Origin of the sequence: Trinickia sp. LjRoot230 (assembly GCF_964253315.1) — a bacterium.
GTDB lineage: Bacteria > Pseudomonadota > Gammaproteobacteria > Burkholderiales > Burkholderiaceae > Trinickia.
Genome location: NZ_CAXUQX020000001.1, coordinates 3396980 through 3415999, shown reverse-complemented (window position 1 = coordinate 3415999; position 19020 = coordinate 3396980). Strand labels below are relative to the sequence as shown.

Here is a 19020-nt window from a genome sequence, read left to right as displayed (position 1 = left end):
GGCTGCAACGACAAGGTTTCTTGGTCGCTGCGGTTCGCTTATGCGGGCATGAGACCGGCCGCGATTTTACGGCTTGGTCAAGCAACTCGCGAGCGCCACGGGCTATCTCCAAAGACAGGGATCAGCACTGGCTTCGGGCGCAATACCCGTACGTTTTCGGACGAATCATCGTCTTTCGGCAAAAACCTGCGCAGCGCCTCCAATATTCCGCTCCAGTCTATCTGCCGACTCGCTTCTTCCGGTGGAAGAAGGTGCACACGTTTCGGAATATCGAGCGCTTGAGCCATGCTGTTAATTGCTCTGATTTGATTGAGTGCAAATATCAGCGTCCCTATCTCGCGCCGCCCAACTGGCTTGCCGCCTTGTCCGCTTGCCAGCTCGTGCAGTCTGCGTAGCGTTTGCGCGGCGACGTCGAGCCCCTTTTCTATGTCGGGCGTGGACAATACATCAGGGAGAAAGTACCGTCCTTCGTCGAAGATCGCATTGCCATCGCCGCCGACGTCGAGAATTTCCCGTGAATCGTTCATGAAGTCGATGCCGCGAGTCAGAAAATCTTCGACGGCCGCGCGAGTCGCCCGACCCTTGGGTGAATCGCTGAGGCAAGCTTTGTAAAGTTCCTCAAGCTTCGTCCCTTCCACGAAATACTGAAACGCTTCTTCGTTGAATGTTGACGGATGATTCAATATCCAGTTGTCGTTGCCCGCGGCATACAGCGATGGCAGGGGCGCTTTATCCAACATTTCAGGGTAGCGCATGCTGAGCGAGAAATGCAGGATCGACGGTTTGTCGAACTGCGGCAGCAAATCTTGTGTACGCACCAGCGCCGGCATCTCGACAACGTCACGATCGATCTCCGGACAGATGCGCTGAGCATTAGGCAGCACGTCGTTATGCATCAGAAATTCGGCGACGGCGCGCCGCACCGAAACTGGCGCGATTTCCGCCGTCTGCGTCGGAACGCTGCCCTTGGCGGGAAAGTAGGATGCTAAAACCGCATAGCGGCGATTTTCGCTTTTGGCGAGCGCTTCGCCTTTCGCCACGATGCTCTTCGGCATGGCGGCCCCGATGTGCGGGAACAGCACACTCCACTTTACGAGCAGCGACAACGACGCAACACTGATCTTGACGACCTTGCCAGGCTTATCTGGATCTGTATAGACGGCGTGATCCATGCCGTGACCGAGCATTTTCAACGTATTCGGCGGCAGCGGATCGAGCCGTTTCCAGGCCCATAGGCGCAGCTTGCGCTCGCGCTGCGCGGGCGTGCCCTTGAGATCGTGCATCATCTCGCCGAATTCCGTCTCATCAAACGCATGCGGGCCAAGAATTGCCTTGAGCCTTTTATTCAATTCGCCTCGCGTGAATTCAATCTTCACGAAGCTGCGCCGCGGCAACCCCGTGAGCTCAGTCAACTCCGCACCGGCGCGCGCGCGGCAAGTTGCTTCGGGTGCCGTTTGAACCGTTGAGCCTCTTTGACCCGCAAGCGGGTGCGGCTGCTCGTTCGCGCCGCCTTTCGCGCCTGTAATGCAATAGGTCATGATCGTGCAAGTGTAGTGAAAGACTCGTCACTTTAGGGCGGACACCTGCCGTATATGCGGGTGTGAGCGAACTGGTGGCTGTCGATGCGAATGGCGCGGCTTTGAGGACGTTCGAAAGCCTCACGCCTATCGTCGGGGAGCGTAAGCGATCGATGATCCGCGCCCTGTTTCTGCGAGGTAAAGCGGCGACGATTGTGTCTACATGAACGCGGAGGTGAACGCAATGACAGAGCACAGCAAACGAAGAGCTTCTGGAAACGACTGCCCGAGCGGACTGTTGGCCAAGGAGCTGAATCACCTCGCCGGACACTGGCGGAAGCCCGTCCACTTAGCCCCGTGCCGTCCGAAACCATGTACACGGGCTGCAAAAATATAAATCGCGACAGGGGCACCAGATGCGCTCACACTGGAAGGCGTGGAGCAGAAAGGGCGCGGATCCGTGCCCTAGGCGCCTGCTATTTCTTCTTGACCGGCGCGCCGCCTGCGGGGTCTTCGCAAGCGAAGGGAACACGCCTACCACAGGAAACGTCACCTTTTTAGCGGAAAACAGCGTCGACAACGCTGTGCACGGGTCATCCGACACTTGAGTGCGCCGCTAAACCGCTGTTCTCATCCTGACGGTTGCTCGCGCGTCCAACCGCACCCGTGATCAAGCCGCACGCCCAAGGCTTGCATGCACGCGATACGTGCGGTGCGGCCTCTCCGAAGGAAGATCCGATGATGTCTCAGCGCTATAAGCCCTGCGTCGCTTTTGCGGTGGCAAACGATGCGCACGCCGCCAACACGACGCGCCACCGCGATAGGTCCTCTCCACCGAACTCCCCGACATCGTGGAAAGTGCGTCTGTGAAAACGATCCTTCGATATGTCGCGCGACATCGCTCGCCGTCGCCGCTGTGGACTGACATCGCGCCAGTGCGCGAAGCGCTGTTCGGCGTCGAACGGCTTGAGCAACACGCGGAGAGCCTCGCTGCCGCGCAATCGGTTACCAAGACTCCGCCTGCCGTTTTGTCGCTGCACACGAGACTGAACGATAACGCCGCCGTGCTGCTCGCAGCCTACCGGGCGGGCGCCAAGGAACTGGAGGGCGGCCGCGGGGTGGTGCCCGCCGCGGAATGGCTGCTCGATAACTATCACCTCGTCGAGGAGCAGATCCGCGAGATTCGCGACGACCTGCCGCCGGGCTACTACTCCCAGTTGCCCAAGCTTGCCACAGGCCCGTTCGCCGGGTATCCGCGCGTATTCGGTCTCGCGTGGGCGTTTGTTGCGCACACCGACAGCCATTTCGACCCGCAGATCCTGCGGCGTTTCATCACCGCGTATCAACGGGTTCAACCGCTGACGATTGGCGAATTGTGGGCTGTGGCGATCACGCTGCGCATCGTGCTCATCGAGAACCTGCGACGCCTGACTGACCAGATCACCGCAGGCCGTAGCGCACGCGCCGACGCGGATGCGCTCACCGACCGTCTGCTCGAATCCGGCTGCGCCAGCTCGGCGCTCGAAGCGGACATTGCCACGCGCTCGTCGGGCCTGTTATCGGAGCTGTTCGCAGCACAGCTTGCAAAGCGGTTGCGCGACCAGGATCCGCATACCACGCCGGCACTTGGCTGGCTGGAAGCGCGGCTCAAGCTGCAGGGCGCTACCGTCGATGAAGTCGTGCAACACGCGCAGCAGCGACTGGGTGCGTCGAACGTCACCGTGCGCAATGTGATCACCAGCATGCGGCTGATTTCCGACATCGACTGGACGGAACTGTTCGAGAGCGTGAGTCTTGTCGACGCGCGGTTGCGCGCCCACAGCAGCTTTGCCACGATGGATTTTCCAACGCGCAACCTGTATCGCAGCGCGATAGAGCAGCTGGCGCGCGGCTCGTCTTTCACCGAACTCGAAGTCGCCGGGTTAGCACTGGAATCGGCGCAGGCGGCGGTGCTCGAAGCAGGCGATGGCGCGCATGCGCAACGCGCGAGCGACCCCGGCTATCACCTGATCGCCGAGGGCCGGCGGGCGCTGGAGCACGCGATCCAATTCCGACCGCCGGCGCGTCTGCGGATCGCGCGGGTCAGCGTCCGCCTCGGCATCGGCGGTTACGTCGGCACGATCCTGATGGTCGCCACGATGTTGCTGGCGCTGGCATCGTGGGCGCTGTGGACACTCGCTGCGGGCGGTCTCGAACCCGCGTTGCTCGCGCTGTTTGCCGCATGCGGATTCCTGCCCATCACCGACGCCGCGACCGCGCTCGTCAATCGCGCGGTGACATGGAGCTTCGGCGCAATCACGTTGCCGGCTCTCGAGCTGACTGCCGGCGTGCCGTCGTCATTGCGCACCCTGGTTGCCGTGCCGACGCTCCTGACGAACGAGGCCGATCTGCGCGAGCAGGTCGAACGCCTTGAGGTGCATCACCTCGCGGGAGCCGGTGGCGACCTGTCCTTCGCGTTGCTGGCGGACGGGCTCGATGCGAATCAGGAAGTGTTGCCCGGTGATGCGCATCTGCTCGCGGTAGCCGCCGACGCCATCGAAGCCCTGAACCGCCGTTACGAGCCCAGCTCCACCGGCAACCGTTTCCTGCTGTTGCACCGCCGCCGCGTGTTCAGCGCGAGCGAAAACACATGGATGGGCTGGGAGCGCAAGCGCGGCAAGCTGCACGAACTCAACCGCCTGCTGCGCGGTGCGACGGATACCACCTTTATGCCGATCGCCGGCCGTGCACCGCAGGTACCGCCCGACGTGCGCTACGTCATCACACTCGACGCCGATACGCGTCTGCCACGCGACGCCGCGCTGCGGCTGATCGGCAAGATGGCGCATCCGCTGAACCGGCCGACATTTAGCGAAGCCGAGCAACGCGTCGTCGGCGGATACGCGATTTTGCAGCCGCGCGTCACGCCGTCACTGCCAATCGGTCAGGAAGGGTCACTACATCAGCGCATCTTCTCCGGCCCGGGCGGGATGGATCCGTACGCAGCTGCCGTGTCCGACGTCTATCAGGATATGTTTGGCGAAGGCTCATACACCGGCAAGGGCATTTACGACGTCGATGCATTTGAAGCGGCTTTGCGTGGACGCGTGCCGGAAAATGCGCTGCTCAGCCACGATCTGTTCGAAGGGATTTTTGCGCGCGCCGGACTGGCGTCGGATGTCGAGGTGGTCGAGGAGGTGCCGTCGCGCTACGACGTGATTGGCAAACGGCAGCATCGCTGGACACGTGGCGACTGGCAATTGCTGCCGTGGATCGTCGGCTATCGCGGCCGCGGCCGGCACGCGATGCCGTCGATCGGCCGCTTCAAGATGCTCGACAATTTGCGCCGCTCGCTGCTCGCCCCGTTCATGGTCGCCGCGCTCGCCCTTAGCTGGCTGATGCCAATCCGCGCCGGGATGGCAGGCGCGCTGCTGATGCTCGGCGCGCTGGCGATTCCTGCCTTCCTGCCCACCCTGTTCGCGATCCTGCCGCGCCGCAGCGGCATCCGGCTGCGCAATCATCTAGAGGTGCTGGCCGCCGATGTGCGGCTCGCCGTCTTGCAAACCGTTCTGTCGGCCGCGTTCCTCGCTGATCAGGCGTGGCGCATGGGCGATGCGATCGTCCGGACGTTGATACGGTTGTTCGTGACGCATCGCAGACTGCTCGAATGGACGACCGCTGCGCAGTCAAAGAGCAGCCCTCGTCTCGATCTGCGCGGCTTTTACAGGCAGATGACAGGCGGTGTAGCGCTCGGCATCGTGCTGCCGGCTGGTGCCATCGCGTTCGCCCCGTCGCACTGGCCGCTCGTGCTGCCGTTTGCGCTGTTATGGCTCGCCGCGCCGGCGCTCGCGTTGTGGTCGAGCCGCTCCTCGACCGTCGCGCGGCGTTTCGCTTTGACTGACCCGGACGCACGCAGCCTTCGCCTGATCGCGCGACGCACGTGGCGTTTCTTCGAGACCTTCGTTACTCCGGCAGAGAATATGCTGCCGCCCGATAACTTCCAGGAAGATCCGAAGCCGGTCGTCGCACACCGTACCTCGCCGACCAACCTCGGGCTATATCTGCTGTCGGCGATTGCTGCGCGGGATTTTGGCTGGGCCGGGACGACGGAAACAGTCGAACGGCTCGAAGCGACGTTCGCTTCGATGCGCAAGCTCACGCGTTTCAAGGGACATTTCTATAACTGGTACGGGACGCTCGATCTCCGAGTGCTGGCGCCGGCGTATGTTTCGTCGGTTGATAGCGGCAATTTGGCCGGTCATCTGATCGTCCTCGCGAACGCGTGCGAAGAATGGCCGCATGAATTGCTCGCACCGACTGCGCGATCCGGATTGATCGATAACCTGCAACTCGCGCGTGAAGCTGTCGACACGTTGCCCGCCGCGAGCGGCGAACGTGGCCGGCAACTGGTTGCGATCCTCGAAGAGATCAGCAAGCAGTTGCATGGCCCGCAGACGCTCGAAGCGCTGTCCCCGTCGCTCTCGCGGCTGACCGAAAAGGCCGCGAGAGCGACGCGTGAACTTGTGCCCGCCGGCGGCGCCGATGGTGCTGCCGATCTGATGTTCTGGATCGAAGCGTTGAGCAAAAGCGTGGTCGAACATGCTCGCGACCGACAACAACTCGCCGCGGCGCCGGCTCTTCTGCGTGCGCGCTTAAGGTCGCTCGCCGATACGTCGCGTACGATGGCGCTCGACATGGATTTCGCGTTCCTGCTCGATCCGGAACGCAAGCTGCTGTCGATCGGCTATTCGCAATTGGACAACAGCCTCGACTTGAACTGCTACGACCTCCTTGCGTCCGAAGCGCGTCTCGCGAGCCTCTTCGCCATCGCGAAAGGCGATGTGACGACGCGCCACTGGTTCCGGCTGGGCCGCGCTGCGACGCCGGTCGGCAACGGCTCGGCGCTCATCTCGTGGTCGGGGTCGATGTTCGAATACCTGATGCCGTCACTGGTGATGCGCGCGCCGGTCGGCAGCCTGCTCGAACAGACGAGCCGTCTGGTGGTGGAGCGGCAAGCGTCGTATGCGCATTCGCTCGGCATTCCGTGGGGCATTTCGGAATCGGCGTTCAACGCGCGCGACATCGAATTTACCTACCAGTATTCGAATTTCGGCGTGCCCGGCCTTGGCCTCAAGAGGGGCCTTTCAGAGAACCGCGTGATCGCCCCGTATGCAACGGGGCTAGCCGCGATGGTCGACCCACAAGCCGCGCGAGAGAATTACGCACAACTTGCCGCGCTTGGCGCGCTGGGCCGCTATGGTTTTTATGAAGCACTCGATTTCACTCGCTCGCGTCTACCGGGTAACGAGGATGTGGCGATAGTGCGCAATTTCATGGCGCATCACCAGGGCATGACGATCGTGTCGATCGCGAACGTGCTACTCAACGCGCAGATGCGTGCCCGTTTCCATCGCGAACCGATGATCCAGGCGAGCGAATTGTTATTGCAGGAACGTATGCCGCGCAATGTCGCCGTCGCGCATCCCCGTGCCGAAGAAGTGAAAACATCGGCAGCCGTCGCCGGCGTGATGCCGCCGACCGTACGGCACCTCGCTGCATCGACTGTGGCCGGCGCAGCGCCGGTGACCCACCTGCTGTCGAATGGACGCTACGCGGTCATGCTGACCGCGACCGGTGCCGGCTACAGCCGTTGGCGCGATCTGGCCGTGACGCGCTGGCGCGAAGACGCAACTCGCGACGACTGGGGCTCCTTCATCTTCCTGCGCGACAGGCAGAGCGGCCATGTGTGGTCGGCAGGCGCACAGCCGGCTGCTAGCGAAGCCGAGTGCGAAGACGTCGTATTCGGCGAAGACCATGCGGAATTCACCCGTCGCGACGGCTCGTTGACAACGACGATGGATGTACTGGTTTCCAGTGAAGCAGACGGCGAAGTTCGCCGCGTGTCGTTGGCGAACAGCGGGCGCCGTGCGCGTGAGATTGAACTGACTTCCTATGCCGAAATTGTGCTTACGACGCCCGCTGCCGACAACGCACATCCGGCCTTCTCGCGGATGTTTGTCCAAACCGAGCACCTTGCGGAATTCGGCGCGCTGGTGGCCACACGCCGTCCGCGTTCACACGACGAAAGACAGCTGTGGGCCGCGCATTTCGCCGTTGTCGACGGCGAGATCATCGCCGATCCGCAACACGAATCGGATCGCGCGCGCTTTCTGGGGCGCGGGCGCAACGCCGGCACGGCGGCCGCGATCTTCGACGATCAGCCGCTCACCAACACCGTCGGGACCGTACTCGATCCGATCTTTGCGCTCAGGTATCGCGTGCTGGTGCCGCCGGGCAAGGTCGCCCGCGTGACGTTCTGGACCGTGGTGGCCGAGTCGCGGGCGCAGTTGCTCGATCTGATCGACAAGCACCATGACCGCAACGCGTTCGATCGCGCCAAAACGCTGGCCTGGACGCAGGCTCAGGTGCAGTTGCGCCATCTCGATGTCGAAGCCGAGGAGGCGGCGGACTTTCAGCGCCTGACCGCGCCCATCATCTACGCCGATGCGCGTTTCAGGGCGCCGTCGGACACGATAATTCGCGGGGCTGGCGCGCAGTCCGGACTCTGGCCGCATGCGATTTCAGGCGACCTGCCGATCGTGCTGCTGCGTATCGATGATGTCGAGGACATCGCGCAAGTCCGTCAATTACTGAGGGCACACGAGTACTGGCGGATGAAGCGGCTGGGCGTCGATCTCGTCATCATCAACGAACGGGCTGCGTCCTATATCCAGGAGTTGCAGGGTGCGATCGAAACAGCCGTGCGCAGCAGTCAGTTGCGGCCGCGTTTCGGCGAAGAACTCGCGCAAGGGGCCGTCTTTACGCTGCGCGCCGATTTAATGAGTATGGAGGCGCGCGCACTGCTGCAATCGGTCGCGCGTGTCGCATTGATCGCGCGTCGCGGTTCGATCGCCGACCAACTCGCGCGCCTGCCGCACTCACAAGGCCAACCATCGGCGCCGCGCCGGCAGAAGCTGCCCATGTCGTCGCCATGGTCCGCGGCGACGCCTCGTCCGCCACGCGCGCCGTCTTCGATTCCATCGGGGCTCGAGTTCTTCAACGGTCTGGGCGGCTTCGATAAAGACGGGCGGGAATACGTGAGCGTGCTCGTGGCGGGTGCGAGCACGCCCGCGCCGTGGATCAACGTGATCGCAAACGCCGGCTTCGGCTTTCAGGTCGCGGCGGAAGGCAGCGGCTACACGTGGGCCGAAAACAGCCGCGAAAATCAACTCACGCCGTGGTCGAACGATCCGGTCGAAGACCCGGCCGGCGAAGCCATTTATGTGCGCGACGAAGTCACTGGCGATGTGTGGGGCGCGACCGCGTCGCCGATCCGCGACGGCGGGACGTATATCGCGCGTCACGGGTATGGCTACAGCCGCTTCGAGCACGAGGCGAATGGCATTGCGCTCGCCTTGCTGCAATACGTGCCGCTCACAGACCCGCTGAAAATCTCCCGGCTGACGTTGCGCAATCTGTCCGGCATGCCGCGCCGCCTGTCAGTGACCGCGTGGATGGAATGGGTGCTTGGCACGTCGCGAGGCGCATCGGGACCCTTCGTCGTGACGGAGATCGACGCCGTTACCGGCGCGATGCTGGCGCGCAATCCGTGGAGCATGGCGTTCGCGGGACGCGTCGCGTTCGCCGACCTCGGCGGTCGGCAGACCGCGTGGACGGCGGATCGTACCGAATTTCTCGGCCGCAATGGTCGAACTGCGGCGCCCGCCGCGCTAACCGGCAACACGTCGCTGTCTGGCGCAACGGGTGCGGGCCTCGATCCCTGTGCGGCGTTGCAGGGCGTGATCGAGTTGGGCGTGGGCGAGACCGTCGAAGTGGTGTCGCTCGTTGGGCAATGCGCGTCCGTCGAGGAGACGCGGGCGTTGATCGAGCGCTATCGCAAGGCCGATCTCGACGCCGTCCTCGCCGAGGTGACGGCCCAGTGGCTGAACGTGCTCGGCACCGTCCAGGTGAAGACCCCTGAGCGCGCGATGGATCTGATGCTAAACGGCTGGCTGCTGTATCAGACGCTCGCGTGCCGCGTCTGGGCGCGCTCGGCGTTTTATCAGGCGAGCGGCGCGTATGGGTTCCGTGATCAGTTGCAGGACGGCATGGCGCTGACCCATGCGCGGCCAGACGAGACGCGCCGACATTTGCTGCGCGCTGCGGCGCGCCAGTTCGTCGAAGGCGATTTCCAGCACTGGTGGCTGCCTCAGTCCGGGCATGGCGTGCGCACGCGGATTTCCGATGACCGCGTATGGCTCGCTTTCGCGACGGCGACGTACGTCGGCTGCGCGGGCGACGTCGCGGTTCTCGACGAGCTTGTCCCGTTCCTCGATGGACCGCCACTACGGGCTGGCGAGCACGATGCGTTTTTCCAGCCGATGGTCGCAGATCGAGCAGCGTCGCTATTCGAACATTGCGCGCGCGGGCTGGATCAATGTATCGAGCTGACCGGTGAACACGGCTTGCCATTGATCGGCACGGGTGACTGGAACGACGGGATGAACCGCGTCGGCGCGCACGGCAAAGGGGAGAGCGTTTGGCTCGGCTGGCTGCTGTTGCGGACTATTGCGTTGTTCGCCCCCCTGGCCGAGTCGCGCGATGCGGGTGCTGCCGCGCGCGCCGCGCACTGGCGTGCTCATGCAGCCTCGGTGCGCGAGGCGCTGGAGCGGGACGCATGGGACGGCGAATGGTATCGCCGGGCGACGTTTGATGATGGCACGTGGCTTGGCTCGCAAGACAGTGACGAATGTCAGATAGATTCGATAGCACAGTCGTGGGCTGTGCTGTCGGGCGCAGCAGATCCCGCACGCGCGTCTGTCGCGATGATGTCGCTGGAAAAGCATCTTATCCGGGGTGACGAAGGGCTGGCATTGCTGTTCACGCCGCCGTTCGACAAGACGTCGGACGATCCCGGCTACATCAAGGGTTATCCGCCCGGGCTGCGTGAAAACGGCGGGCAGTATAGCCACGCGGCGATGTGGGTCATCCTCGCGCTGACAAAAATGCGCGAGGGCAACAAGGCCGCCGCGCTATTTTCGCTACTTAATCCGATCAATCATGCGCGCACACCGATGGAAGTCGACCGCTACAAGGTTGAACCCTATGTCGTTGCCGCCGATGTTTATTCCGTGGCGCCGCATGCCGGGCGAGGCGGCTGGACTTGGTACACGGGATCCGCTGGATGGATGCACCGGGCGGGTGTCGAGGGCATTCTCGGGATTTGTCGCGAGGGCGATTTTCTTGTGATCGATCCTTGTATTCCGGACACGTGGCCGGGATTTGAAGCAACAGTGACAATGCATTCGACGAGGTATCAGGTTCTCGTCGAATCCGCTGGCGAGGGCGGTGCGATGCGGGCGGTGCTCGACGGCGCGGGTCTCGTCTGTAGTGGTCAACGGGTGCGGGTGCCGCTCGATGGCGGGTCGCATAAGCTGCTGATTTCGCTTCGCCTCAGCGTGAGTGAAGACGTGAATTCTAGCGCGCACATCGCGTGACGAATCCGCATCGGTAATCGAGGCGAAAGCGGCGACGGATAGTGGAAGGGCAATCCTGATCGGAGCAGGCAATATCGGCCAGGGCACTGGAAGAGCTGAACGACTGGTTCGGCGAAGAAGTGGTTCAGTTCGACGACTACGACATTCCGCCGGCGCCGGCGGCTGCGTAGGCGACTCTCTTACCGGCTAGCGCTTCTATCGGCAAATCGATGGCGAAGTGGCGTAATGATCAGCCGAGAGGCAATCGCAACCGTGAGGCAGGCCACGACGAAAGAAATCACGAGGAAGACGATCAGTAGGCGGGTTTCCCCGTCCTCTGCTCCTTGCCACTTGAGCAAGCTTATCAGCCAAACGTAAGCATGCTGCCCCGATGGGCTGTCGACCGCTTGTTCGACCAAGCGTGCCAGCGGTGGCCACCGATAGATGAGGAGGGTGTAAAGGTGCGTGAGCACGATGACGGCAACGATACGCAGCACGAGTTTCATTTCACCATCACCGTTCCGTAGTACCGAGTGAATGTGCCCGGAATATAGCTCGTCGGCTGCGACTTGAGATATTCGCGCAGCTGTCGGAACAGCGCGGGTGACACAAGCGTGATGCATCCTTCGCTTCGGCCGTGGCTCCCGACCGGATGAAGGCGCAAACTCGTCCGCTTGACGCCGTCGACAATAATCCAGTCGTCGTTGGGCGTTGGGCCGGATGTAGCGCGAACCACTCGTCGTGCTTCGAGCGACTGTACATATCCTTTAGGGGGGCCCAGAGCCACCCCATGCGGCCACCGCTGTAGTACGTTCCCTTGGGCATGGCCCTAGGTCTTTGAGCGCAACGTCGGATACCTTGTTCTCATGCCCTTTGTCACCAGAGAAAGCGGCGTATGCATTACCGTCACAGGTGAGCATGCTGGTTTGTCTGTTATTGAGAAAATACGTGCAGCTAGCGACGATATAGATTCCCTCGGATTTGTTATTTGAAGTCGAGCCGCGATAAGAATACAACAGCCGCTCAAGGACACACGCGATCGCTAAAACACAGATGACGTCTTCGCTCCGCCATCGCTTTGCGCCGTCGAGCGCGAGCGGAGCTTGGCGTGAACGCCGCTTGCCTCGGCTTCGAATTTCCGCTGTCGACCCTGACGCGACGCGTTTGTGAACAAGGCCGCATCGATGTCGTGATGCAGAACGCGGGGCACCTCGTCGTCGGTCCGGTCGAGGCGTTCACCCCTGAAGATGTTTTCGCCTGCCGCGCTGAGTAACGCCGGAAACGAGGCCTGATGACTGTCCGTTCCGGCAGCAGCTTCGGCCGTTCAACGCGGTACGGCTGAACGCGTCGCGTACACGATGTGACCTGCAACGGCCAGCGCCTGCGCGCTCAGCTTGCCGATGCCCGTTCCCGCGCCTGTGACCAGGATGACTGATTTCATGATGTTTCTCCGATTTTTCACGTTCGTTCAAGTGAGGCTTCAGCTTCAGGCCACGCCGCCATTCGCACGCAGAATCTGGCCATTGACCCGGCCGGCGTCGGCACTGGCGAGGAACGAGACCACCGAGGCGATGTCCTCCGGCTGGCCGAGCCGCTGCAGTGGCGGCATGTTCGCGAAGGTCCGGATCTGTTCTGCAGTCTTGCCGTCAAGAAACAGCGACGTCGCGATCGGGCCCGGCGCAACAGCGTTCACGGTAATGTGGCGACCGCGCAGTTCCTTGGCGAAAACGTGGGTGAATGCCTCGACAGCGGCCTTGGTCGCGTTGTAGACCGCGTAGCCCGGCATGTTCAGCGCGAGCGTCGTGCTCGAGAAGTTCACGATGCGGCCGCCTTCGTTCATCCGCCCGGCTGCTTCACGCAATGTGTTGAAGGTGCCGCGCACGTTGATGTCGAAGGTCTGGTCGTACAGCGCGTCCGACGTGTCGGCGAGCGGCACCGTTTTCAGCACGCCGGCGTTGTTCACCAGCACGTCGATCTTGCCAAGCTGTTGTCCGGTGATCTCGAACATCGTCCGGACTTCGCCGGCGTTCGCGACGTCTGCCTTTACTGCAATTGCGTTCGCGCCTTGCGCCGACAGCTCGGCGACCAGCGCCTCGGCCTCCTTCGAGCTCGACGCATAGTTGATGGCGACAGCGAAACCGTCGCTGGCGAGGCGCCGCGCAACCGCCGCGCCAATCCCACGTGATGCGCCTGTAACGATGGCAACCTGGCTGTTCTTGATGATGGTCATAATTTGCCCCTTTTCGGTGGGTGATTCAGGTAGTGAGTGGGTGAGACGAATATTCGACGATTCGACGGCAAAGATAATTGCCAGCAAACTGGTATCATAATTCCATTTGCTTTAACAATTGACCGCGGCGCGCTCATATGGACCGTTTCCAGGAAATGCAGGTTTTTATCCGAATCGCCGAGCGCGGTAGTTTTACCCGCGCGGCGGACGACCTGCAGATTCCCCGTGCCACCGTCACCAATCTGATGAAGCGGATGGAGGAACGGCTCGGCACGCGGCTGCTGGAGCGGACAACGCGCACAGTGCGCCTGACCCATGACGGTGAGGCGTTCTATCGCCGCTGCGTGCGCCTCGTGGCCGATCTGGAGGAAGCGGAGGGCTCGTTTCGCAACGTCGCCCCAAAGGGACTGCTGCGCGTGAATGTGCAGGGGACGCTGGCGAAGCACTTCGTCGTGCCCGCATTGGTGGATTTCGTAGCGCAGTATCCCGGTATCGAGTTCCATATCGGCGAGGATGACCGGTTGGTCGATCTGGTGCGCGAGGGGATCGATTGCGTGCTGCGGGCGGGGACGCTGCAGGATTCGTCGATGGTCGGGCGGCGCGTCGCTTCGCTGGAACAGGTCACCGTGGCCAGTCCTGCCTATCTCGCGCAATTCGGCGAACCGGCGACGCTAGAGGCGCTCGACGCCCATCGTGCCGTGAATTACATCTCGAGCGGCTCTGGACAGGCGCTGCCGATGGAATTCACGGTCGACGGAGAAGTGATCGAGAGGCAGCTTGCGTCGATCGTGTCGGTCACGGGGGCGGATCTGTACACGGGCGCCGCAGTAGCGGGCCTCGGCATGGTTCAGGTACCCCGATACCGCGTGTCGGGCGAATTGTCTGCCGGAACACTGAAGGTTGTACTCGCCGCCTTTCCGCCGCCACCGATGCCCGTGTCGGTGCTGTATCCGCACAACCGTCAGCTTTCATCGCGGGTCAGGGTATTCGCGCAGTGGCTGCGCGATATCTTCGAAGTAGCGGGCTGAATGCGGGCGCTCGGCGAGTGCCGCCTCGTGACCCGCGACCGTCTCATATCAGTTTGAGATACGACCGTCGCGAGTTTCGTTTGAATGACTAAAACTGGGCCGATCAGTGACGGGCGAGGACCGTCTCAGGCGGACCCATAGAGCCCATCAGAGGGGGTAACGAGAAAGGTAGCCGACCTGCTAAATCGTTGATTACGATCATAAACAGGCGATGCCTCTGGTCACCGAGACGAAAGGTAACAGGTGGCAGGTTTGTTTCCTATTTGTGACCGGACTCCAGCTGCCGCATCTGTTACAGCAAAACGCTTGCGGGCAGTTTTTGCCGCTGCGTTACTTTTTTCCGCAAGCCGCATTTTTCGTGGCGACTTTGCGTTCCTGTATCGCTGTCGGCCCCGTTCAGTCATCTCCGCGTCCGTGAGGACGCGGCGCGTCGGACACTACGCCAGATTTTTTACGCCAAATGAAAAGCCCAGCCTTGCGGGCTGGGCTTTTCATTTGAATCATTGGTGCCCAGGGTCGGACTCGAACCGACACGCCTTGCGGCGGGGGATTTTGAGTCCCCTGCGTCTACCTGTTTCACCACCTGGGCATCTTGACGGCTGCTGAACAAAAGTCGAAAACAGCAGCGCGAAGAGCGCGATTATGGCTGAAAAGAGTGGCATCGGCAAGCGCGTGGCCGAACCTCGGCGAGTACCGCTCGACGAACCCGATCTCTCCCCCGCTTACTGCCCCACGAACACAAACTTCCCACCGCGGATCGCCCCCATCACGCTGGCTCGCTGATCCAACCCGACGTGGTCCTTCGCGCTCGTATTGACGACGCCGTTCGGCACCGCGAGTTCATGCGCTTGCTCCAGCGCCTCGCGCAGTGCGATGCGAAACTGCACGGTGCCCGGCTGCGCAGTTTTCAGTGCCCGCGTCACCGCATCGGCGAGACGCGGGTAGACGCCCGCCGCGTCGCCCGCGAACTGTGTGACGGTGCCCGCGCCATACTTCGCTTCATAAGCCGACACAAAAGCCACCGCCGCCTTCTTCGCCGGAAGATCGGCCGGCAGCGTATGAGCCACCACCACCGGCTGCGTCGGGAAAAGCGTGCCCTCCACGTCCTTGCCGCCAAGCTTGATGAACTCGGGCGTCGCAATGCCATGCGTCTGGTAGATCGGCCCCTTGAACCCCCGATCGACAAGCGTGCGCTGCGGCAGCGCGGCGGGCGTCCCGGCGCCCGCGACGAGGATTGCATCAGGTTTCGCCGCCATCAGCTTGAGCACCTGCCCGGTCACGCTCGCGTCGTTGCGGTTAAAACGCTCGGTCGCGACGATCTGAATGTGCCGCAGCTCGGCAAAGCGCCGGAACGCATTGAGCCAACTGTCGCCGTAGCTATCGGCAAAACCGATGAAACCAACCGTTTTCACGTCGTGATTCGACATATAGCGCGTCATAACGTCGGCCATCGCGCTGTCGGTCTGTGCCATCTTGAACGCCCAGACGCGTTTGCCCTCTTGCGGCTCGACGACGCTCGCCGAGCCGATCAGCGTGATCATCGGCGTTTGCGCCGCAGCGACGGCGTCGAGCGCGGCCAACGCGGCAGGCGTGATGTTCGGGCCGACGATCACGTCAACGTGGTCCTCATCGATCAGCTTGCGGATATTCGCAACGGCTTTGCCCGGATCGGTGCCGTCGTCGAGGATGATGTATTGCGCCTTTTGGCCCGCGATCGTTGCCGGCCACATCTGTATCGCGTTCTTGCTGGTGATGCCGATGACGGCGGCAGGCCCCGTCGAGGACAAATCGATGCCGACCTTGATTTGCGCATGCGCGGCATCGATGCCGGCGCCGACACATGCAAAAGCCGTGAACCCAAGCGCGAACGCGCGGCGCAACGAGGCGGACAACGCCATGCGAATTCTCCGAAGCGTGGTGACGTTAAAAAAAAGAAAACCGAAATGCGGCGCGTTACAACTCGTAATTCTCGTGCTCGCCCTTGAGCGCTTGTTCGATCAGCTTGCGTGTCAGCGTCGGCGAAAGCAGTTCGACGAGCGTATACACGTAGCTGCGCAAATAAGCACCTTGTTTGAGCGCAACGCGTGTCAGATTTGTGCCGAACAGGTGTCCGACCGGCATGGCCCGCAGGTGCTTGTCGCGTTCCGCGTTGAATGCGATATCGGCCATGATGCCGACGCCGAGCCCAAGCTCGACATAGGTCTTGATCACATCGGCGTCAATGGCTTCCAACACGACGTCGGGCGTCAGGTTGCGCCGGGCAAACGCCTCGTTGATCTTGGTGCGGCCCGCAAACGCCGCTTCATAGGTGATCAGCGGGTATTGCGCGAGATCTTCCAAACCGAGCAGTTTGCGCTGCAGCAACGGATGATCAGCCGGCATCACGGCAACGTGGTGCCATTGAAAGCAGGGCAGGGAGATCAACTCCTTATAGTTCGCAATCGCTTCGGTCGCGATGGCGATATCGGCATGGTCGTGCATGACCATCTCGGCCACCTGGGTCGGGCTGCCTTGCAAGATCGCCAAATGCACCTTCGGAAAGCGCTTCTTGAACTCGGCAATGGCCGCCGGCAGCGAATAGCGCGCCTGTGTGTGCGTGGCGGCAATCACGAGATTGCCCTGATCCTGAGCGGCGAAGTCCTTGCCGACGCGCTTGAGGCTTTCGACCTCCTGCAAAATCCGCTCGACCGAGGCGAGGATGATGCGGCCCGGCTCAGTCAGCGAGCGCACCCGCTTGCCGTGTCGTGTAAAGATTTCGACCCCAAGCTCGTCCTCCAACTCGATGATCGCCTTCGACACGCCGGGTTGCGACGTATAGAGCGCCTTCGCCGCCTCCGTCAAATTGAAGTTCTGACGGACGGCCTCACGCACGAACCGGAATTGGTGCAGGTTCATTTATAACCTTTGCGTATAAGAGCAGAATTTTTTAGTCGTTTGAAATATAAGGGGAGTTTATTACGATCATCGGACGTTTTTCAATATGCATAGCTGTTTTTGTCATTAGCACATGAGCGGACGGTCTGAACGTTTCCCCGTCCGCACGCATCGATAGCGATTCGGGCGCCGTGAATGGTTCTGGCACGCGGCGCGACACAACCTGGGGTCCCCGAATGTATCAATACGATCAGTACGACCAGACCATCGTCGACGAGCGTGTCGCGCAGTATCGCGACCAAGTCCGCCGGCGTTTGTCAGGCGAATTGAGCGAAGAAGAGTTCCGTCCACTGCGGTTGCAAAACGGTCTTTACATGCAGCGTCACGCGTACATGCACCGCATCGCGATTCCCTATGGGCTCTTGCGCAGCGATCAGTTGCGGATGCTGGCGCGCATCGCACGCGAGCACGATCGCGGCTATGGCCATTTCTCGACGCGCACGAACATGCAGTTCAACTGGATCGAGCTCGAGCAGACGCCGGAAATTCTCGCCAAGCTCGCATCGGTGCAAATGCATGCGATTCAAACGTCGGGTAACTGCATTCGCAACATTACGGCAGACCAGTTCGCGGGCGTTGCGCCCGACGAAATCGTCGACCCGCGTCCGTGGGCCGAGATCTTGCGCCAGTGGTCGACGTTTCACCCCGAATTCGCCTGGCTGCCGCGTAAGTTCAAGATCGCCGTGTCGGGCTCGAAGGAAGACCGCGTGGCCGTGCAGATTCACGATCTTGGCGTGTATTTGTCGAAGAACCCGGCAGGCGAGGTCGTCTGCGCGATTCTCGCCGGAGGCGGCCTTGGCCGCACGCCGATCGTCGGCCCGGTTATCCGCGAGAATCTGCCGTGGCAACATCTGCTGTCCTATTGCGAAGCGGTGCTGCGTGTCTATAACCGCTTCGGCCGCCGTGACAACCTCTTCAAGGCACGTATCAAGATTCTCGTGAAGGCCCTCGGTGCCGAGAAGTTCGCGCAGCAAGTCGAAGAGGAATGGCAGCACCTCAAGGACGGCCCGTCGACGCTGACGCAGGCCGAATATGATCGCGTCGCGCAATATTTCCAACCGCCGGTCTATGAGAAGCTTTCCGATACGGATGCGTCCTACGAGAACCATCTGCTCGAAGACCGTGCATTCGCGCGCTGGGTGCAGCGCAGCGTGCGGCCGCACAAGGTGGCGGGCTACGCCTCGGTCACGCTCTCGCTCAAGCCGACCGCGGTCGCACCGGGCGATGTGACCGACAAGCAAATGGAAGCAGCGGCCGATCTCGCGGACACTTACTCGTTTGGCGAACTGCGCGTGTCGCACGAGCAGAACCTGATTCTCGCCGACGTCAAAAAGCGCGATCTGTTCGCAGTGTGGGAGCGTGCGAAGCAACTCGGCTTTGCCACGCCGAATATCGGGTTGCTGACCGACATCATCGCGTGCCCGGGCGGCGACTTCTGCTCGCTCGCGAATGCGAAGTCGATCCCGATCGCGCAGGCCATCCAGCGTCGTTTCGACGATCTCGACTATGTCCACGATCTGGGCGAGCTTTCGCTCAACATCTCGGGCTGCATGAATTCGTGCGGGCATCACCATGTCGGCAACATCGGCATTCTCGGCGTCGACAAGGACGGTTCCGAGTGGTATCAGGTGTCGCTGGGCGGCGAACAGGGCACGAGCCCGACGGGCGCACGGCTTGGCCGCGTTATCGGCCCGTCGTTTTCCGCCGAGGAAATGCCCGACGTCATCAGCAAGGTGATCGACACGTACGTCGAAAGCCGCGTCGACGGCGAGCGCTTTATCGATACATACAACCGGATCGGCATCGCGCCGTTCAAGGAACGTGTGTATGCCTCGCGCCAGCCTGCCCATGCATGA

Annotated in this window: 10 protein-coding genes, 1 tRNA gene and 1 pseudogene; 4 read left to right on the top strand and 8 right to left on the bottom strand. The window is 61.9% G+C overall.

What is annotated here, in order from left to right; genetic code table 11:
• Window positions 1-77 precede the first annotated feature (77 nt).
• Window positions 78-1538, bottom strand: coding sequence for a hypothetical protein (locus ACSQ20_RS15540; protein WP_436021439.1), 1461 nt, complete (start codon window positions 1536-1538; stop codon window positions 78-80).
• A gap of 845 nt (window positions 1539-2383) precedes the next feature.
• Between ACSQ20_RS15540 and ACSQ20_RS15535 the strand changes: the two genes are divergently transcribed.
• Window positions 2384-10993 (top strand): GH36-type glycosyl hydrolase domain-containing protein, encoded by an 8610-nt coding sequence (locus ACSQ20_RS15535; protein ID WP_436021438.1) that lies wholly within the window; start codon window positions 2384-2386, stop codon window positions 10991-10993.
• Between the two features lie 179 nt (window positions 10994-11172).
• Here the strand turns inward: ACSQ20_RS15535 and ACSQ20_RS15530 are convergent, their stop codons facing one another.
• Window positions 11173-11478, bottom strand: a complete 306-nt coding sequence (locus ACSQ20_RS15530; RefSeq protein WP_436021436.1) for a hypothetical protein — start codon at window positions 11476-11478, stop codon at window positions 11173-11175.
• Window positions 11475-11708, bottom strand: a complete 234-nt coding sequence (locus tag ACSQ20_RS15525; protein ID WP_436021434.1) for a tlde1 domain-containing protein — start codon at window positions 11706-11708, stop codon at window positions 11475-11477. The genes ACSQ20_RS15530 and ACSQ20_RS15525 overlap by 4 nt, the downstream gene beginning before the upstream one ends.
• 372 nt (window positions 11709-12080) lie before the next feature.
• Between ACSQ20_RS15525 and ACSQ20_RS15520 the strand changes: the two genes are divergently transcribed.
• Window positions 12081-12245, top strand: coding sequence for a hypothetical protein (locus ACSQ20_RS15520; RefSeq protein WP_436021432.1), 165 nt, complete (start codon window positions 12081-12083; stop codon window positions 12243-12245).
• Between the two features lie 72 nt (window positions 12246-12317).
• On the opposite strand, the pseudogene ACSQ20_RS15515 reads toward ACSQ20_RS15520, so the two are convergent.
• Together ACSQ20_RS15515 and ACSQ20_RS15510 are read right to left on the bottom strand one after the other, a co-directional pair.
• A pseudogene (locus ACSQ20_RS15515) lies at window positions 12318-12413 on the bottom strand (oxidoreductase); the annotation flags it as partial.
• A 45-nt stretch (window positions 12414-12458) separates the two neighbouring features.
• Entirely contained in the window at window positions 12459-13202 is a 744-nt protein-coding gene (locus ACSQ20_RS15510; RefSeq protein WP_436021430.1) for an SDR family oxidoreductase, read from the bottom strand.
• A 137-nt stretch (window positions 13203-13339) separates the two neighbouring features.
• Here ACSQ20_RS15510 and ACSQ20_RS15505 point away from each other — a divergent pair, with 137 nt between their 5' ends.
• Window positions 13340-14230, top strand: a complete 891-nt coding sequence (locus tag ACSQ20_RS15505; RefSeq protein WP_436021428.1) for a LysR substrate-binding domain-containing protein — start codon at window positions 13340-13342, stop codon at window positions 14228-14230.
• Window positions 14231-14734: 504 nt separating this feature from the next.
• Here ACSQ20_RS15505 and ACSQ20_RS15500 read toward each other — a convergent pair.
• From ACSQ20_RS15500 to ACSQ20_RS15490, 3 genes are all read right to left on the bottom strand, one after another.
• A tRNA-Leu gene (locus ACSQ20_RS15500) sits at window positions 14735-14819 on the bottom strand.
• A 133-nt stretch (window positions 14820-14952) separates the two neighbouring features.
• Window positions 14953-16128 carry an ABC transporter substrate-binding protein gene (locus ACSQ20_RS15495; RefSeq protein WP_436021426.1) on the bottom strand — a complete coding sequence of 392 codons (1176 nt, stop codon included), beginning with the start codon at window positions 16126-16128 and terminating at the stop codon, window positions 14953-14955.
• A gap of 55 nt (window positions 16129-16183) precedes the next feature.
• Window positions 16184-17125: a CysB family HTH-type transcriptional regulator gene (locus ACSQ20_RS15490; protein ID WP_436021424.1), complete on the bottom strand. Its 942-nt coding sequence runs from the start codon at window positions 17123-17125 to the stop codon at window positions 16184-16186.
• Window positions 17126-17340: 215 nt separating this feature from the next.
• On the opposite strand from ACSQ20_RS15490, the gene ACSQ20_RS15485 reads away from it, so the two are divergent.
• Window positions 17341-19020: a nitrite/sulfite reductase gene (locus tag ACSQ20_RS15485; protein WP_436021422.1), complete on the top strand. Its 1680-nt coding sequence runs from the start codon at window positions 17341-17343 to the stop codon at window positions 19018-19020.

Coding starts and splice junctions, on each gene's coding strand:
- ACSQ20_RS15540 (WP_436021439.1), bottom strand. CDS start 1,538: ATGACCTATTGCATTACAGGCGCGAAAGGCGGCGCGAACGAGCAGCCG.
- ACSQ20_RS15530 (WP_436021436.1), bottom strand. CDS start 11,478: ATGAAACTCGTGCTGCGTATCGTTGCCGTCATCGTGCTCACGCACCTT.
- ACSQ20_RS15510 (WP_436021430.1), bottom strand. CDS start 13,202: ATGACCATCATCAAGAACAGCCAGGTTGCCATCGTTACAGGCGCATCA.
- ACSQ20_RS15505 (WP_436021428.1), top strand. CDS start 13,340: ATGGACCGTTTCCAGGAAATGCAGGTTTTTATCCGAATCGCCGAGCGC.
- ACSQ20_RS15495 (WP_436021426.1), bottom strand. CDS start 16,128: ATGGCGTTGTCCGCCTCGTTGCGCCGCGCGTTCGCGCTTGGGTTCACG.
- ACSQ20_RS15490 (WP_436021424.1), bottom strand. CDS start 17,125: ATGAACCTGCACCAATTCCGGTTCGTGCGTGAGGCCGTCCGTCAGAAC.
- ACSQ20_RS15485 (WP_436021422.1), top strand. CDS start 17,341: ATGTATCAATACGATCAGTACGACCAGACCATCGTCGACGAGCGTGTC.